The sequence below is a fragment of the Mycobacterium sp. TKK-01-0059 genome (assembly GCF_000709305.1).
In the GTDB taxonomy this organism is placed as follows: domain Bacteria; phylum Actinomycetota; class Actinomycetes; order Mycobacteriales; family Mycobacteriaceae; genus Mycobacterium; species Mycobacterium intracellulare.
The window spans coordinates 552,840-569,012 of sequence record NZ_KL446993.1 but is presented as its reverse complement, the minus strand read 5'-3'; the positions used below and the strand labels follow the sequence as shown (position 1 = coordinate 569,012).

The window sequence follows — 16,173 nt, the reverse complement described above, 5'->3', positions numbered from 1 at the left end:
TCAGTTCCCGCCGGGTTTTTCGCCGTCGGCCGCGTGGTGGCCGTCGGTGCTCGGCGCCAAGGTCCGCAGCCACGTGTCGACGTCGGGACCGACGACCACCGCGTGCCCGGACGCCAACAGCGCCCCGTTGGCGAGCGCGGCCACCGCGGGCCGCACGGTCCGCACCTGCCGGCCATCGCCTTGCTGGGCAAGCAGTTTCGATGTCAGCTCGGGCAGGCGGATGGGATGTGGGCCGGTGATGGTGCGCGGGGTGTGCGACTGTCCCAGCGCCGCCTCGACGAGGACGTCGGCAACGGTGTCGGCGGCGATCGGCTGAATCAGCCAGTCCTCGACGATCACCTCGTCGCCGTCGCAGCTCACCGCATCGCAGTGGGTGGCGCATTCATACCACTGGGTGGACTTCACGATCGTGGTCGGCACCGGGCCGTCGAGCACGATGTTCTTCGCCGCCCGTTTGCCTTCGTAGTAGGGGATGCCGTCCAATTCCGGGTCGTCGATGCCCGCGATCGTCGGCACCACCAGGCGATGCACCTCCTGGATGGCACAGGCGCCCACGATGTTGTGCGAGGCGGTGGCCAGAGATTCACCGATGTCGGACGGCTCGGGCGGCACCGGATCGGACACGTCGATCGCCACGTCGACCCCCTGGAGCGCCTCGCACAGGTCCAACCCGCTGAACACATCGACGCCCTGCTCGCGTGAGATCTCGACCACCGCGACGTCGCGCGACCTCAGCCGGGCGACAACGCGGGACCCGGCCGTGCCGGTGGCCCCTATCACGGCGATGGTGGTCACCGCCTTCACCCCCCTTCGCGCCGCCGGCTAGTACTACTACCCGGTAAAACCCCGTTCAAACCGACCGATCGGCGCTGGAATACGTGGGGCGTGGGATGCGACGGCGGGGCGTTTGGCGAGGCGCGCGGCGGGAACGCCCTAGGTGCCATCGAGCGCAAGTCACTCACCACCGAGAGGGAGGTCGACCCATGGGGGATCAGAAGAGCGGGCCGCAGGAAGCGGTGCAGGGCGCCGTCGAGGGCGTGAAGGGCAAGGCCAAGGAGGTCGGCGGGGCCGTGCTCGGCCGTGACGACCTTGCCGACGAGGGCCGGGCTCAGCAAGACAAAGCCGACGCCCAACGCGACGCGGGCAAGAAGGAAGCCGAAGCCGAGTCGGCGCGGGCCGGCGCGGACGCGGCCGAAGAGCGCCAGAAGAAAAACCAGTAAGCCGCTTGCTCGAGGGTCCGGTCCGGGCCCCGGTTTCAATCCGCCCCGCCTGGTTATCCCTGCCGTGTCCCGCTGGAGCGGGCGGGCGGTGGATGAGCGAGGTGGACCATGAACCTTCAAGCTCGGGTGTCCAGGGTTGTCGCGTTTCTGCGTGCGGGCTGCCCGCCGCTCGCGCCGGCCACCGGATACGCGCCGCTACTGGCGTTGTTGCCGCGACGGGTGGCCGACGACGAGGTCATGGCCATCGCCCGCAAACTTGTTGCGCCCCAGCATCGCCCGGTCGACAGCGCCGACGTCGGAGTGGAGATCATCAGGGTCACCGGCGAGGCGCCGTCGACGTACGACATCGAGCGCGTCCTGGGTGCCATGAAATCGGCCGGCGATCGCCCGTGCTGACGCCGCGGGCTCAGACTCGCTGCAGGTCGACCACCAGCGGTCGGTGATCGGAAATCGGCATGGGGCTGGCGTCGACCGCTCCGCCGCGCAGCCGGGGATCGTCGGTCAAGATGTGATCGAGCTGGCGGTTGGGGTTATCGGCGGGAAACGTTTCGGCGGTGGCCAACGCCCGCATACCCGACCAGCGGCCAACGGTTTTCGGCGTCATGTTCAGGTCGCCGGTCAGCAGCCGTGGACCGGGGAAGCCGCGCAGGTCATGAATCACCCGCAGCAGCTGGCGCCTGTTCCAGCCCGGAACGAAGGACAAATGCGTGTTGGCCACCGTCAGCCCGCCCATCGGGGTGCGCAGCTGCGCGATGACCGCCGCCCGCGGCTCCTCGTCGACAATCATCACCCGGTTGGGGCCGGGCAGGTACATCGGAAACCGCATCGGGATGCGGGGCAGTCGCAACACCTGCCAACTGGCCACGGGGTATCGGGACAGCAGGGCGATTCCGTACGCGGCTGTCCCGGGTTGTTCCCGGCCGGTGGCGGCCATCCAGGTCGCGCCCGGGGTACCGGAAATCGCCGCCACGAAACGGTGCTCGACAGCGCCCATGGCCTCGGCCGCCGCGGCGGTCAGGTCGGCCCGCTCGGAACGTGGCTGATCGCAGTCGACCTCCTGCAGGCTGAGCACGTCCGGATCGAGACGGCGCACGCAATCGCGCAGGCGCGCAACGTCGACACCGTCCCCGACCGTGCGGCCATGCAGGATGTTGAAGGTCGCCACGCGCATAGGTTTTCACCTACCCACTTTGCCGCCTGGGCACTCACCGCGGCATTTCGTCGCGGGTCGGCGCGGGGGTCACCGGAATACGAGTTCCCCCATCGCGGCGCCCACCGCGAGCAGCCGCGCAAGCACGAAACCCGGCAAGGTGGGCGAGGATTCCCCGCCGGCGGGCTCGAGTTGGCTCCGATAGCATTGCGCCGCGCGGCGTTTGCGACCCATCGCCCAACTCGGTGACGGCACCGAATAGGCCCGATCCCACGGCACGGCAGGATCGGCGACGCGCGCCCAATGCCACATCAGCACCGGATATTCCAGCAGCGTCGTGCCGGTGCGGGCGCACGCCGCGGAGGCAGCGCGCCCGGCGGCTTCGTGATCGGGATGCCCGTCCCCCCGCCACGTCGCCGCACACCAGGTCGCCGGGCCGCCACCCTCGAGGATCTCCGCCAGCGTGTCGGCCAGCGTGTCCTCGTGATCGGTCAGCTCACCGTCGGGAAAACCCAGCGAGATCGGGCTGGGGACATTCAAAAGGCTGGCCGCCCGGCCCAATTCGTATCTGCGGATGGTTGCCATACGAAGTCGGTCCGTGACCGACACGCCGGGCTGGGCAGCGCCGCCGTCGCTGACCGAGACCACCTGAACGTCAACCCCCAGCGCGGTCAGCTGCGTGGCCATCGCGCCCAGGCCGAGGGTTTCGTCGTCGGGATGCGGGGCTACGACGATCAGCCGCCGGCACTCCGCCAGATCCAGTGTCGGCAGGGGACTTTCGGCGAAAGCAGCCAGCCACAACGGCACCGGTGTGCCGCCGTGGGTCAGCGGATCGGCCGCGAACGCGCAGTTGCCCGCCGGCGCGGTTTTCACGGCGCCCTCATCGCCTGTCTGCCCGCCAGCTGCCCGAGTTCGGCCAGGTCCCGCTCCGCATGGCTCTGTCGGATGTAGATGCTCAGGTCGGCGACCCGTTGAGCGTGCCGTCCGTCCTGGCACAGCGGGCCGGGGCCCAGGGCCCGGCCGGTGCGCGTAATCGCTTCGTCGACAGCGTGTTCCACGACCGTGCGGACGCGGCGGGCCAGCAGTTGCGCGGTTCCGGATCGGTCGAACGGATCCGTGTCGACCTGCGCCGCGGCCTCGGCCAGCATTGCGTCACTGGCGGCGAGCGCGGCGTCCACCGCGCCCAGGTGCGCCAGCGAGTACGCGTCGGCGGATCGGCTTGCGGCGCAGCGGTATAGCGGGTCGGCGACCCTGCGTGCACCGCCGAGCCAACAGGCGGCGACACCGATTGCGCCGTGCCAGAAGCCCGGTCGATTCAGGTAGGCCCCGGGGTCACCCACGGCGACGGCCTGGGCGTTGGTGAACTGGACCGGCCTGGTGTCGCTGCCGGCCATCCCCGCGTTCCACCAGGTGCTGGGCAGGGCCTTGACGGCGGGGTCGGTCACGGTCACCGCGAATAGGCCTTGGGTCCCGTCCTCGAGCCGCGCCGTCACCAGCGCATGCGTGCAGAACCCGGCGCCCGCGCACCAGACCTTGGTGCCGTTCAGGGTGAACGCGCCGTCGGTGTCGGTTGCCGTCAACGCCGTGTCCGGCGCTTCGGCGGCCCACACGCCCCACAGCTGACCGGGGTCGGGGGGCTTGCCGCCCAACTCGTGCAGGATCGCGACCGCATCCACGTGCGACTCGGCGATCCTGGCCGCGACGATGTTGTCCTCGGCCAGCCGCGCCAGCCGCTGCCAGCGTTCGGCCGTGCGTCCCGACGCAGGCAGGGGAAGCTCGAGCCGTCCGGACTCGAGCCAGTGCTCGACCAGCCCCGCCGTCACGCCGGGCCGCCCACCGGGAGCGTTCCCCCTCGCCTGAGGGGGTCGGGGGAGGGGGCCGAAATCACGACGGCCGCAGCATCGTATGAGCGTGGCACCGCGGTTGACATAACGGACGATTTCCCCGTTCCGCGCAAGTTAAACGGCCTTACGATCGTCCGTCGTCAGGTTGCCGGTCCGGCCCGCGGGGTATCACCTAATGCACCATGGAACCCCTCGACGCACATGCCGACGCAACCAGCTGCGCCTCGCGGTTGCGAGAGGCGCTGAGAGGCGCCGCCTCGGCCCTCAAGGAACATGGGCCGCGCTTCGCCCTGGCGGGCAGCTATGCGTTATGGGCTTACGGCGCACCGGAACCCAGCCACGACGTGGACCTCGTGGTGGCCGAGGCCGACGTGGAGACGGCGGTGGCCACCCTGACCAATGCGGGGTTCGCCATCGAACGTCCCCCGGAGGACTGGTTGTTCAAGGCCCGCACCGGCGACACGCTCGTCGACGTCCTGCATCGCATCAACGGCGTGCCCGTCGATGCCGCGACGCTGGATCAGGCCGAACAGCAGGAGGTCCTGGCAATCGGCATGCCGGTGCTGCCCCCGACCATGGTGCTCGTCCAGCAGTTGCGCTCACTGGGGGAGCATCACTGCGACTTCGCCCGGCTGTTGCCGGCCGTGCGCGCGGTGCGTGAACGCCTGGACTGGCAGCGCATCGAGGCGGAGACCGCCGAAAACGATTACGCGGTCGCCTTCTTGGTGCTGGCCGACCGGCTCGGCCTGTCGCGTCAGTGATTACGCAGCTTGGCCACGAGCTTGTCCTTGGTCAGGCTCGAATAACCTGACATACCAAGCTCTTTGGCCCGCTTCTTAAGTTCCGGAACGGTCCAGTCCTGGTAAGACCCGGACTTGCCGCCCTTGCGACCCACCGAGGACTTGCCCCGGCCGGCGGCCGCATTCGAAATCCGCGCGGCCTTCTCCTTGGAGTCACCCTTCTTGCGCAGATCCTGGTACAGCTTCTCGTTCTTGATCGACGAACGCGGCATGATCCATCCTCCTGTCCACGATGAGACACCTTTTCAGTTATGCCCGCCCCGGCCGCGAGGAAAACACCGGCGCTAGGCCGGAACCGGGTCGGTGCGCCGTTGCCAGCAACGGTGTTGGGCGAGCGCGCCGGCGAATTCCTCGACGAAGCGATCGGGCAACTCGTCGGCGGCGGCCTTGGTGGTGATGACGGACTGGTCGTTGAGCACGTCGGTGTCCTCGGCGAGGCGGTTGGTGATGCCGGCGGTGCGCAACAGGTCGACGCCGGCGCCGTACGCCCCGATGGGCTTGAGATGCTTGTAGGCCTCGGTCACGAAGTGCACCGCATACCCGTCGTCGGACAGCGTCGCGATCGACCGCGGCCCGCACGCCACCACGACCGCGTCGTAGAGCACCGAGGCCATCGTCGTGAAGGACCGGTCGACGGGAAGTTCGCCTCCGGATCCGCCCTCGAGCGTGCCGCCGGCCACCGGCGCCAACACCTCGACCACCGCCCCGAGCTGTCCCATCAGCTCGATAAAGCGCTGTGTCCCCACCACATCGACGCCGTTGGCGGCCAGCACGGCGACCTTGCGCGATTCGATGGTGTCGCCGGCGTCGGTGACCTGTGACAGCGCCGGTGAGGCGGTCACCGTGTCGACCTGCTCCTCGGGCGGCGCGGGAAGCCCCAGCTTCGCGGCCACCTGGGCGGCCAATTCGCCGTCGACCCGCGCGAGCTGTGCCACCACCGCCGAACGGATCTCGGGCATCTCCACCTTGCCGAGCTCGAAAGCGAACGCCGCGACGATGTGTTCGGCCTCCACGCGCGTCATGCTCATCCAGAACATCCGCGCCTGGCTGTAGTGATTCTCGAAGGACTCGGCCCGCTTACGCATAGTCTGCCCGTCGAGGCGCTGGGTGTAGTGCCGGAACACGTTCTCGTCGGCCAGCGCTGGGCAGCCGCCGCCGATGGTGTTCTTGTAGTAGCTGGAGCGGCCCTGCGGAATCGCGTGCTGCCCGTAGCCGTCGTGCTGGTTGGTCCGGACCTCGGCCACCGGCCGGTTGATCGGCAGCTGGGCGAAGTTGGGGCCGCCCAGCCGGATCAGTTGGGTGTCCAGGTAAGAGAAGTTGCGGAACTGCAACAGTGGATCGTTGGTGAAGTCGATGCCGGGCACCACGTTCGCCGTGTGGAACGCGACCTGCTCGGTCTCGGCGAAGAAGTTGTCCGGGTTGCGGTTCAACACCATCTTGCCCACCGGGCGCACCGGAACCTGTTCCTCGGGAATGATTTTCGTCGCGTCGAGAAGGTCGAAATCGAAGCTGAACTCGTCCTCCTCGGGCACGAGCTGGACGCCGAGCTCCCACTCCGGGTACTGGCCCGACTCGATGGCCTCCCACAGGTCGCGGCGGTTGTAATCGGGGTCCTTGCCGGCAATCTTTTGGCATTCGTCCCAGATCAGTGAGTGCACGCCGAGCCGCGGTTTCCAGTGGAATTTCACGAAAGTGCCCTCGCCGCGGTCGTTTACCAACCGGAAGGTGTGCACGCCGAAGCCCTGCATCATCCGGTAGCTACGGGGCAATGCCCGGTCCGACATCAGCCACATGATGGTGTGCAGCGTCTCGGGCTGCAGCGCCACGAAGTCCCAGAGCGTGTCGTGGGCCGACTGTGCCTGCGGAATCTCGTTGTGCGGCTCCGGTTTCACCGCGTGCACGAAATCGGGGAATTTGATGCCGTCCTGGATGAAGAACACCGGGAAGTTGTTGCCCACCAGGTCGTAATTGCCTTGTTCGGTGTAGAACTTGGTGGCGAAGCCGCGCACGTCGCGCACGGTGTCGGCCGAACCCCGCGAGCCGGCCACCGTGGAGAATCGCACGAACACCGGGGTCTGCAAACCTGGAGTGGTCAAGAATCTCGCCGCGGTGTACTGCGCCAACGAGTCGTCGTACGGTTCGAAATAGCCGTAGGCGCCGGCACCCCGCGCGTGCACCACGCGCTCCGGGATGCGCTCGTGGTCGAAGTGGGTGATCTTCTCGCGGGCGTGAAAGTCCTCCAGCAGCGTCGGTCCCCGCTCACCGACCGACAGCGAATCGTCGGTGTGGTCGACGCGCACGCCCTGCTGGGTCGTCAGGTATCCCGTGTCGCGGCGGAACCGTGCGGATTCCAGGTCGCGCTGCTTGGGATTCTGGTCGGTGGCCATGGCCTCCCTCTCTGCCTGATGTGGAATCGGGACTGATTTGCTGTGATGGGCCGCTCAACGGTGTGGGGTACCACAGCGAAACCGGTGTAAAACGGCCCGAATCCGGCCCTGTCCATCGCGTCGACGGTTGCCTACCATCGATCCGGGTAGACGGAAGTGGTGATTGCGGCGGCGGACGGTGGCGATCTCGAGGGCGACCTCCAGGGCCTCAACGGTGTGGTGGCGATCGGCGCCTCGGCGGGCGGCGTCGAAGCGCTGTCGAATCTGGCCGCCGGTCTGACGCCGGATGTGCCATTCGCCTACTTGATGGCGTTGCACGTGCCCGCCGACGCACCCAGCATCCTGGCGCGCATCATCGACCGCAGCGGGCCGCTGCCCGCGGTCACCGCGCAGGACGGCGCGCCGCTGGAGCCGGGGCACATCTATGTCGGGGTTCCCGATCGCCACCTGCTCGTCTCCGACCATCACGTCCTGCTGTCCCAGGGGCCCACCGAGAACGGGCATCGGCCGGCGATCAACGCGTTGTTCCGGTCGGTCGCCGTAGCATTCGGGCCCCGCGCGATCGGCGTGCTGCTCTCCGGCGTGCTCGACGACGGCGTGCTGGGAATGGGAGCCATCCGTGCCCGAGGCGGCACCACCATCGGCCAGGCACCCGAGGACGCGCTGTTCCCGGCGATGCCCGTTAACGCCGTCACCGCCGGCGTGGTGGATCGGCAGGCCGCCGCGGCCGACATCGGCGCGGTCCTCAAACAGCTGTCGCACCGAGAGACGAAGGATATTGCCATGGAGCGCGACGCCGCGATGGAGCTCGAGAACCGCATCGCCATGATGTCGCGGTTCGCGACCGACTTCGACACGGAAAAACTTGGGGCGCCGTCGGGCTACACCTGCCCCGATTGCAACGGTTCGCTGGTCTCCATCAGCGAGGGCAACTTCCGCTGCCAGGTCGGCCACGCCTGGACGGCCGAAGCCCTGCTCAGCGCGCGGGACGACGAGCTCGAGGGGGCGCTGTGGATCGCGGTGCGCAGCCTGCAGGAAAAGGCCCGGCTCGCAAGGGACATGGCCGACAAGGCCGGGCCCGGACTGCTCGTCCGCCGCTACGCGGGGATCGCCGAGGAAACCGAACGCGCGCTGCACGTGCTCAGCGACCGGCTGTCCGGCGCCGCCCGGCAGCCGGGTGAAGCCGGATGACCGGTCGCAGCCCCGCTCCGCGGGTAGCGCTGGAACCCGTTGAGGATGCGCCCATCCTGAGGGTGGAGGGCGTGCTGGACAGCTCTTCGTATCGAACGATCCGCGACGCCGTGATCAAGGCCGCAATCGACGCGCCGCGCGCGGTGATCGTCGATATCAACGGTCTGCATGCGCCGTCGGCCTCGGCGTGGGCGGTGTTCACCAGTGCTCGCTGGCACGTCAGCGTGTGGCCGGACGTCCCGATCCTGCTGGTGTGCGAACATCCGGCGGTGCGCCGGGCGATAGCCATGGCGGGGGTCACCCGGTATGTGCCGGTGCATCCGGACCGCAAGCTCGCGCTGGAGGCGGTGCACGGGGAGTCCCTCAAGGTCCGGCGACGGGCCCGCACCGAGCTGTCGCGGTCCGGCGCAAGCATCGATCTCGCCCGTGCCGTCGTCGCCGATTGGCTTACCAACTGGGATATTCGCGAGGTGATCGCGGTCGCGGCCACCGTGGCGACCGTGTTCGTCGAAAACGTCCTCGACCACACCGAGAGCGCTCCGGTGCTGATCGTCGAGAGCTACCAAGACACCATCTCCGTCGCGGTCGAGGACAACAGCCCGCAGTTGCCGGCCCGGCATGAAGATGCCGAGCGCGGCGCCCACATCGTCTCGGGCCTGGCGATCGTGTCCGCGGTGTCTCGGCGGTGGGGGGCCACCCCCACGTTGTCGGGCAAGACTGTGTGGGCAATGGTCGGTCGGGAAAACCGGCTCTGACATCGCGAGTAGTGTTCAAGTCCGTCGTCGAACCGTTATCGGACGGAACTTGCATTGGAATCCACGACTGACGAGGCGTTCGAAGCCCTGCTGCGCTATATGCGCGATTCGCGGGGCTTCGACTTCACCGGCTACAAGCGCACTTCTCTGATGCGTCGCGTCCATCGCCGGATGGACCAGGCGGGTTACGCCACGTTCGGGGAATACCTCGATTTCTTGCAGGCCAGCTCTGACGAATTCACCGCGCTCTTCAACACCATCCTGATCAACGTCACCTCGTTCTTCCGCGACGCGGAGGCCTGGGACTACGTCGCCGCCGAGCTCGTTCCACGGCTGCTAGCCGAGCGCGGGCCTACAGACCCGATTCGGGTGTGGAGCGCCGGATGCGCGTCGGGCCAGGAGGCGTACACGTTGGCCATGCTGCTGGCCGAGGCGTTGGGAGCCGAGGAGTTTCGGCAGCGGGTCAAGATCTACGCCACGGACGTCGACGAGGACGCGCTCGGCGAGGGGCGCCTCGCGTCCTACGACGCCAAGGCGGTCGAGTCCGTGCCGCCCGAAATGCTCGGGCGCTACTTCGAACAGGTCAGCGGCCGCTACGCCTTTCGCAAAGACCTGCGCCGAGCGGTGATCTTCGGCCGCAACGACCTGGTCACCGATGCGCCGATATCACGCGTCGATCTGCTGGTGTGCCGCAACACGTTGATGTATCTCAACGCGGAAACGCAGCGAAACGTGCTGGGGCGACTGCACTTTGCGCTCACACCCCAGGGCGCGCTGTTTCTCGGGCACGCCGAGATGCTCCTCAGTCATGGCGACCGATTCACGCCGCTGAGCCTGAAGCACCGGGTCTTCCGCAAGGCGGCGGGGACCCATGTTGGCGTGGATCGCTACGAGCCGGGCGGGGCGTTCTACGAACGCCACGCGGAGCTATCGGGCTTGGCGACGGTGCGGGACCTGGCCTTCCGTGCCGGCCCGGTAGCCCAGATCGTGGTGACCGGCGAGGACACCGTCGCCATGATCAACCAGCAGGCCGAAACCCTGTTCAATCTCTCGGCGCGCGACATCGGCCGGCTGCTGCGTGATCTCGAGGTCTCCTACCGTCCGGTGGAGCTGCGCGCCTACCTAGAGCAGGCCAAGGTGGAGCGCCGTCCGGCGCGGATCCAGGACGTCAAATGGCAGCGGCCGGGCGCCGAGACGGTGTGGTTCGAGATCCACGTGAATCCGCTCGTCGACGCCGAGAACGGCCTGCTCGGCGTGTCGATCGTCTTCTTCGACGTCACCGCGACGCGGGCCCTGCTGGACAAGGTCGTGCACACCAACCACCAGCTGGAGGCGGCCTACGAAGAGCTGCAGTCCACCAACGAAGAGCTCGAAACCACCAATGAGGAACTGCAGTCCACCATCGAGGAACTCGAGACCACCAACGAGGAACTGCAGTCCACCAACGAAGAACTCGAGACGATGAACGAGGAGCTGCAGTCCACCAACGACGAACTGCACACCATCAACGACATGCTGCGCGAACGCAGCCTGGAACTGGACCACGCGAAGAACTTCCAGGATGCCCTGGTCGACTCGATCCAGAGCGGAATGGTGGTGGTGGACCGCGAAATGAACGTCGTTCTGTGGAACCGCGGCTGCGAAGAGCTCTGGGGCCTGCGGGCCGACGAGACGAGCGGGTCGCGGCTGACCGCGCTCGACATCGGCCTGCCGCTCGACGGCGTGCTGCCGCTGATCGGGAACGCCTTCGTCGATCCCGACACGTCCGGGGAAGTCGTGGTGGACGCCGTCAACCGGCGCGGCCGGCCCGCCCGGGTGCGGATCATTTGCACGCCGTTTCGTTCGAACGAGGGCGCCGTCGGGGGCGCCCTGCTGCTGATGGAGGTCCTGGGCTAACAGCCCACAGCAGCACACTTGTGGTCCATCAGACGAATTGCCGGCCACCAAACGAAGCGGTGATCTTGTTCGTTTCGCGGATGCCCCAGGGTGGTATGCCCCAGGTGATGTCGGGGTGGACGGATGACGTGCGCGGAGGGAACCGCGAGTGAAGATCGCAATCGTCAGCGGCGATGACGTGGTCGGGGAGGACCCCGAGCAGCTGGGCGCCGCGCTGACCACCCAGGGGCACGACGCGACGGTCTGCCTGCGGCAAAACGGCCCGCGGCGTGCCAGGGGCGGTGCCTGCCGCAGCGTGTCGGTTCCCGTCGGTCCGCGCGCCGCGGCCTCCGCCACCGACGTGCTGCCCTATGTCGGGGACTGGGCGGCCAAACTCGAGCGGGTCTGGTCGAGGGAACAACCCGACGTCGTGCACGCGTACGGGTGGCTGGGCGGGTTGGCCGCCCAGCTGGCCGCACGACGTCAGCGTGTCCCGGTAGTGCAGACGTTCTTGGGCCTCGCCACGGCATCACGCGCCCACGCGGTGAATGGGAGCGAACGGCGGCGCATCGAGCCGTTGCTGGCGCGCAGCGCCGCCTGGGCGACCGGCGAGAGCAGCGCCGACGTCGACCTGCTGGCCCAACTGCGCCGCAGCCGGGCCCGGGTGTCCGCGTTGACCTGCGGGGTGGATTCCGAGCGATACACCCCGGCCGGTCCCGAAATTGCCCGTGACGGGCTGCAGCGTGTTCTCTGTATAGCGCCGAACCCCCTGCAGCATAACGGTTTTGACATTGCGATCAGCGCGCTGTACCGCGTCCCCGGAGCCGAGTTGGTCATTGCGGAAACCGAGGCGACCAACACCGCGCACGACGACGCGCGGGCCCAGCTGCAGTATCTCGCCAAGGAATTCGGGGTTGCCGATCGTGTCCGCTTCGCGGGCACGATCCCCGGCGACGAAATGCCGATGTGGGTCCGGTCCGCCGACGTCATGGTGTGCACCCCTCGCGAACCGCTGCGCCCCGCGACCGCGTTGCAGGCCATGGCCAGTGGCGTGGTGGTGGTCGCCGCGACCGTGGGCGCCCTCGCCGACGTCGTCCTCGACGACATCACCGGCGTCGTACTGCCCCCGGAAAATCCCGTCGGCCTGGCCGCCGCGCTGAGACGGCTTCTCGCCCAGCGCTTTCAGTGCGAAAGCATGGGAGCGGCCGGACGCAGCCGCGCACAGTCACGCTTCGCATGGGAGCGGATCGCGCTCGACGCGCTGAATGTCTACCAGAGCCTGGGCGCGCAAGGCCGGGCATCCACAGATCTGTCATCGACGGCGGCACGGTGATGCAATGACGATGCTGCCCCCGGTCGTTCCTCCGAGCCGGCCATGACCACCGCGACCCGCGGGACCGCCAGTTTGCCCTCTGGGGAACTCCTGGGTTCCGCGGGCGAGGAGACCCGGGTCGAGTACCGTCCCGCACGTCCCGAGCTCGGAGGTGAGGTGGAGCACGGGGTTCAGCCAGTCGCGGTGGAATACAAGCAGTTTCGCGGCATTGATGCGCAGGCGGCGTGCCGGCTTTTCGCGGCCGCCTATCGGCCGGGCTGGCGGCTCTCCGGCTTCACCGGACACTGCGCGGTGTCGCATCGGCGCCGGGACACCGGATCGATGACGGTGGACGAGGTGGCGATCCAGGGTCGATTGACGCTCGAGATCCCGGCGGGCGACACCGTCGTCGTCATACAGCCGCGCGCGGGATCGTTGAGCGTCGCGGGCGGACCCTCGGCGACCGCGGACTTCCCCATCCTCGTCGCGCACGGCATGTCGTGTGTATTGCACTGCAACGGGGCACGTTTCGATGTGGTTGTCCTCGCGGCGGAGGTGCTGCACGCGGTCGCCGCCGAATGGCACACGGCGCTGTCGCAACGGACCCAGTTCCTGAAGTGGCGACCACGTTCGCGTGCCGCCGTGCGGGCCTGGCATCGCGCGCTCGACTACGTGTTGACGACGTTGGCGTGTGCCGACACCGCCCAGCAACCGATGATCGCCGCGGGCATGGCCAACCTGTTGGCCGGCGCGCTGCTCGAGTGTTATCCGTCCAATCTGACCGAGCAGGATCCGGCCGGCGACGGCACGCTGCCCGAAACGCTCAAGGAGGCGGTGTCTTTCATCCACCGTCACACCACCGAGGACATCGGCATCAACGATGTCGCGGCCGCGGTGCATCTGACACCCCGGGCGGTCCAGTACCTGTTCCGCCGCCAACTTGACACCACACCCACCGAGTACATGCGCCGTGTCCGGCTGCGCCGCGCCCATCTAGAGCTGATCGCGGCGTCGGCGGGCACCTCGACCGTCACCGAAATCGCCCAGCGGTGGGGGTTCGCGCACACCGGGCGGTTCGCGGTGCTGTACCGGCAGACCTACGGGCAAAGCCCCCACACCACGCTGCGCCAGCAGACCCCGGCGTGACGGCCGGCATAGCGCCCCACTGAGCACCGCGCCGGTCGCGGTCGCCGTCCGTACGTCGGTCGGCGCGATGTGGTACCCGAAGAGCCGGATTTCCCAAATCCATACCGAATGTCGGGATAAAATCGTCTCATCCTTAGCTGCGGCGACGGGGTCGCGTTCGAGGGGGGAGCGGCGCATGAGTGCTCGACGGGCGGTACGCGCCTTTGACCCGTTCCCCGAACGGCTGCCACCGAGCGAGACCGTGCCGGTCCGCGCGGCCGACGGCACCTGGCTGCACGCGGAGGTGTTCGGGCCTGCTGACGGTTATCCGATCGTCCTGACGCACGGCATCACGTGCGCGATCCGCGCGTGGGCCTACCAGATCGTCGACCTGGCCGGCGACTACCGGGTCATCGCGTTCGACCATCGCGGGCACGGCCGCAGCGGCGTACCGCGGGCCAAGGGGTACAGCCTCAAACACCTTGCGTCCGATCTGGATTCGGTGCTGGATGCGACGCTGGCGCCGCATGAGCGGGCGGTGGTGGCCGGCCACTCGATGGGCGGCATCACGATCGCCGCGTGGTCGGAGCGCTACCGGCACAAGGTTGCACGGCGCGCCGACGCCGTCGCGCTGATCAACACCACGAGCGGCGACCTGATCCGCAACGTGCAACTGTTCGCGGTGCCCCACCGGCTGTCGCCGGCGCGGGTGCTCGCCGGGCAGGCCCTCATCGGCGCCTTCGGCGGGTTTCCCGTCCCGGGTGCGGCCCGCATCCCGAGCCGTTACGTGGTCGCGATGCTGGCGACCGGGCGCGACGCCGACCCGAGCATCGCCCGCCTCGTCTACGAGCTCTTCGAGGACACGTCGCCGCGCGGGCGGGCCGGCTGCGCGCGGGCGCTGGTCACGTCGATGGGGTCCCGCTATCTCGACCTGAGCGGGCTGACGGTGCCGACGCTGGTCATCGGCAGCGAACGCGACCGGCTGACACCGATCAGCCAGTCCCGCCGGATCGCACGCGACGTGCCCAATCTGATCGGTCTGGTGGAGCTGCCCGGTGGGCACTGCTCGATGCTCGAGCACCCGCGCGAGGTGAGCCGCCAGCTGCGCGCGCTGGCCGAAGCGGCGATCCACCAAGCGGCGACCAGCCGGATCAGCTCATAGCAGCGCGGTGATCTCGGCGGCCGCACGCTGGCCGGACCTGATCGCCCCGTCGAGGAACCCGGTCCATTCGTCGGCGGTCTCGGTGCCCGCCCAGTGGATCGGGCCGACCGGTTCGCGCAGCCACCGCCCGAACCGCGTCCACGACCCCGGCGGCACCGCCGCGGTCGGGCCGCCCGGCGCGAATTCCTCTGCGCCCCAACGATGATCGACGTAGTCGAGCGGTTTGAGTGCGTCGTCACCGAAAAGCGTTGCAAAGCAACGTAACACGTCGCGACGGCGCTGGTCGCCGGGCAGTGAGTCGAACGCGCGGGCGTCGACGAAACCCATGAGGATGCCCGGACCGTCCGGGTGCGGGCTGACGTCGAACGTGATGAAAACGGGGCCCCGGTCGGACAGCGCCTGCCCGGAAAAGCCGTTGGCCCGCCAAAACGGCGTGGAATAGGCCGCGTACGCCTTGGACAGCCGGCCCTGGGGCCAATGCCGGGCGAGCTGCTCGTACTCGGCGGGCAGCGGGGGAGTGAACTCGATCGAGGCGCGATGGGCCGGCGGGATCGCGACGATGACGAAGCCGGCCTCGGTCTCGCCGACATCGGTCGTCACGGTCACGCCCGCACCGTGGCGTTCGATGCGCCGCACCGGTGCGCCCAGCACCACTCGCGTGTCCAGTTCGGCGGCCGCGGCCTCCGCGATCTGTTGCGTGCCGCCGGGAAAGCGGTCCTGTTGGGCGCCGTCCTCGACGTCGAGCAGTCGGTCCAGGCCGCCGGCCGCGTGCGCGTAGCGGGCGGCGTGCAGCATCGACACGTCGTCGGGCTCGCACCCCCAGGTCACCCGCGCCACGATCGCCAGCAGGTCGCGCGACGAGGCGGTTGCCCGCACCGAGCGCAGCCAGCCGCCGAGCGACAGGCCGTCGAGTTCGCGCGCCCGGCGGGCGTCCCACGGGGCCGCCAGCGGGACGCCGCGGGCGATCCGGTCGAACTGCCAGCGCAGTCGGCCGATGTCCAGCAGGCCGGTCAGGGACAGCTTGGGAATGGTGCCGCGATACGCGTGCGTCCAGCCGCGCCAGTGGATCAGATTCTTGCCGTCGTGGTGCGTGGGCGTGGTGGGAACGTCGAGTTCGGCCGCCATCGCCAGCACGGCGTCTTGGGTCGGCCCGACGAAAGTGCCGCCCAGGTCGGCCGGCAATCCGGCGACGTTGCCGGTCAGCGACCGCCCACCGACCCGGTCGCGGCCCTCGAAGACCACCACGTCGTGGCCCTGCCGGTTGAGCTCGCGCGCGGCGGCGAGCCCGGCAAAGCCCGCTCCGACCACGACGACGTCGACGATCCGGGGCGGCTTTGACACGCGGTCTAGTG

General features: G+C 68.7%; 16 protein-coding genes. 9 read left to right on the top strand and 7 right to left on the bottom strand.

Translation table 11 applies throughout. From position 1 onward, the window contains the following. Positions 1-804, bottom strand: a complete 804-nt coding sequence (locus K883_RS02940; protein ID WP_008259514.1) for an SDR family oxidoreductase — start codon at positions 802-804, stop codon at positions 1-3. Positions 805-983: 179 nt separating this feature from the next. Between K883_RS02940 and K883_RS02935 the strand changes: the two genes are divergently transcribed. Both K883_RS02935 and K883_RS02930 read left to right on the top strand, forming a co-directional pair. Further along, complete coding sequence (locus K883_RS02935) at positions 984-1,220, top strand: microaggregate-binding protein 1 (RefSeq protein WP_008259513.1); 237 nt, start codon at positions 984-986, stop codon at positions 1,218-1,220. 108 nt (positions 1,221-1,328) lie between these two features. Further along, the gene (locus K883_RS02930) at positions 1,329-1,616 is read left to right on the top strand and encodes a DUF3349 domain-containing protein (RefSeq protein WP_008259512.1); all 288 of its coding nucleotides are present in this window, start codon (positions 1,329-1,331) and stop codon (positions 1,614-1,616) included. A gap of 10 nt (positions 1,617-1,626) precedes the next feature. On the opposite strand, the gene K883_RS02925 is transcribed toward K883_RS02930, so the two are convergent. From K883_RS02925 to K883_RS02915, 3 genes are all read right to left on the bottom strand, one after another. After that, positions 1,627-2,391, bottom strand: coding sequence for an endonuclease/exonuclease/phosphatase family protein (locus K883_RS02925; RefSeq protein WP_008259511.1), 765 nt, complete (start codon positions 2,389-2,391; stop codon positions 1,627-1,629). 69 nt (positions 2,392-2,460) lie between these two features. Continuing rightward, the gene (locus tag K883_RS02920) at positions 2,461-3,243 is read right to left on the bottom strand and encodes a PIG-L deacetylase family protein (protein ID WP_008259510.1); all 783 of its coding nucleotides are present in this window, start codon (positions 3,241-3,243) and stop codon (positions 2,461-2,463) included. Further along, positions 3,240-4,193, bottom strand: coding sequence for an acyl-CoA dehydrogenase family protein (locus tag K883_RS02915; protein ID WP_008259509.1), 954 nt, complete (start codon positions 4,191-4,193; stop codon positions 3,240-3,242). The genes K883_RS02920 and K883_RS02915 overlap by 4 nt, the downstream gene beginning before the upstream one ends. A 203-nt stretch (positions 4,194-4,396) precedes the next feature. Here K883_RS02915 and K883_RS02910 point away from each other — a divergent pair, with 203 nt between their 5' ends. Further along, entirely contained in the window at positions 4,397-4,975 is a 579-nt protein-coding gene (locus K883_RS02910) for a nucleotidyltransferase family protein (RefSeq protein ID WP_008259507.1), read from the top strand. Here the strand turns inward: K883_RS02910 and K883_RS02905 are convergent. Next, positions 4,969-5,226 carry a DUF7218 family protein gene (locus K883_RS02905; RefSeq protein ID WP_008259505.1) on the bottom strand — a complete coding sequence of 86 codons (258 nt, stop codon included), beginning with the start codon at positions 5,224-5,226 and terminating at the stop codon, positions 4,969-4,971. The two genes, K883_RS02910 and K883_RS02905, sit on opposite strands and share 7 nt — an antisense overlap. A 72-nt stretch (positions 5,227-5,298) precedes the next feature. Beyond that, complete coding sequence (locus tag K883_RS02900) at positions 5,299-7,401, bottom strand: catalase (protein ID WP_008259503.1); 2,103 nt, start codon at positions 7,399-7,401, stop codon at positions 5,299-5,301. A 156-nt stretch (positions 7,402-7,557) separates the two neighbouring features. Between K883_RS02900 and K883_RS02895 the strand changes: the two genes are divergently transcribed. The 6 genes from K883_RS02895 to K883_RS02870 all read left to right on the top strand — a co-directional run bounded on the left by K883_RS02895 (position 7,558) and on the right by K883_RS02870 (position 14,821). Continuing rightward, positions 7,558-8,592: a chemotaxis protein CheB gene (locus K883_RS02895; protein ID WP_036453700.1), complete on the top strand. Its 1,035-nt coding sequence runs from the start codon at positions 7,558-7,560 to the stop codon at positions 8,590-8,592. Then, positions 8,589-9,347 (top strand): STAS domain-containing protein, encoded by a 759-nt coding sequence (locus K883_RS02890; RefSeq protein ID WP_036429425.1) that lies wholly within the window; start codon positions 8,589-8,591, stop codon positions 9,345-9,347. The genes K883_RS02895 and K883_RS02890 overlap by 4 nt, the downstream gene beginning before the upstream one ends. A gap of 54 nt (positions 9,348-9,401) precedes the next feature. Next, entirely contained in the window at positions 9,402-11,243 is a 1,842-nt protein-coding gene (locus K883_RS02885) for a CheR family methyltransferase (protein WP_008259492.1), read from the top strand. 148 nt (positions 11,244-11,391) lie between these two features. Beyond that, a complete protein-coding gene (locus K883_RS02880; protein ID WP_036453698.1) occupies positions 11,392-12,555 on the top strand; it encodes a glycosyltransferase in 1,164 nt (387 codons plus the stop codon). 42 nt (positions 12,556-12,597) lie between these two features. Continuing rightward, positions 12,598-13,680: a helix-turn-helix domain-containing protein gene (locus tag K883_RS02875; RefSeq protein ID WP_008259489.1), complete on the top strand. Its 1,083-nt coding sequence runs from the start codon at positions 12,598-12,600 to the stop codon at positions 13,678-13,680. Positions 13,681-13,855: 175 nt separating this feature from the next. Then, the gene (locus K883_RS02870) at positions 13,856-14,821 is read left to right on the top strand and encodes an alpha/beta fold hydrolase (RefSeq protein WP_020823320.1); all 966 of its coding nucleotides are present in this window, start codon (positions 13,856-13,858) and stop codon (positions 14,819-14,821) included. Here the strand turns inward: K883_RS02870 and K883_RS02865 are convergent. Next, entirely contained in the window at positions 14,816-16,162 is a 1,347-nt protein-coding gene (locus K883_RS02865; RefSeq protein ID WP_008259483.1) for a flavin monoamine oxidase family protein, read from the bottom strand. The genes K883_RS02870 and K883_RS02865 overlap by 6 nt on opposite strands. Between the last annotated feature and the right edge of the window lie 11 nt (positions 16,163-16,173).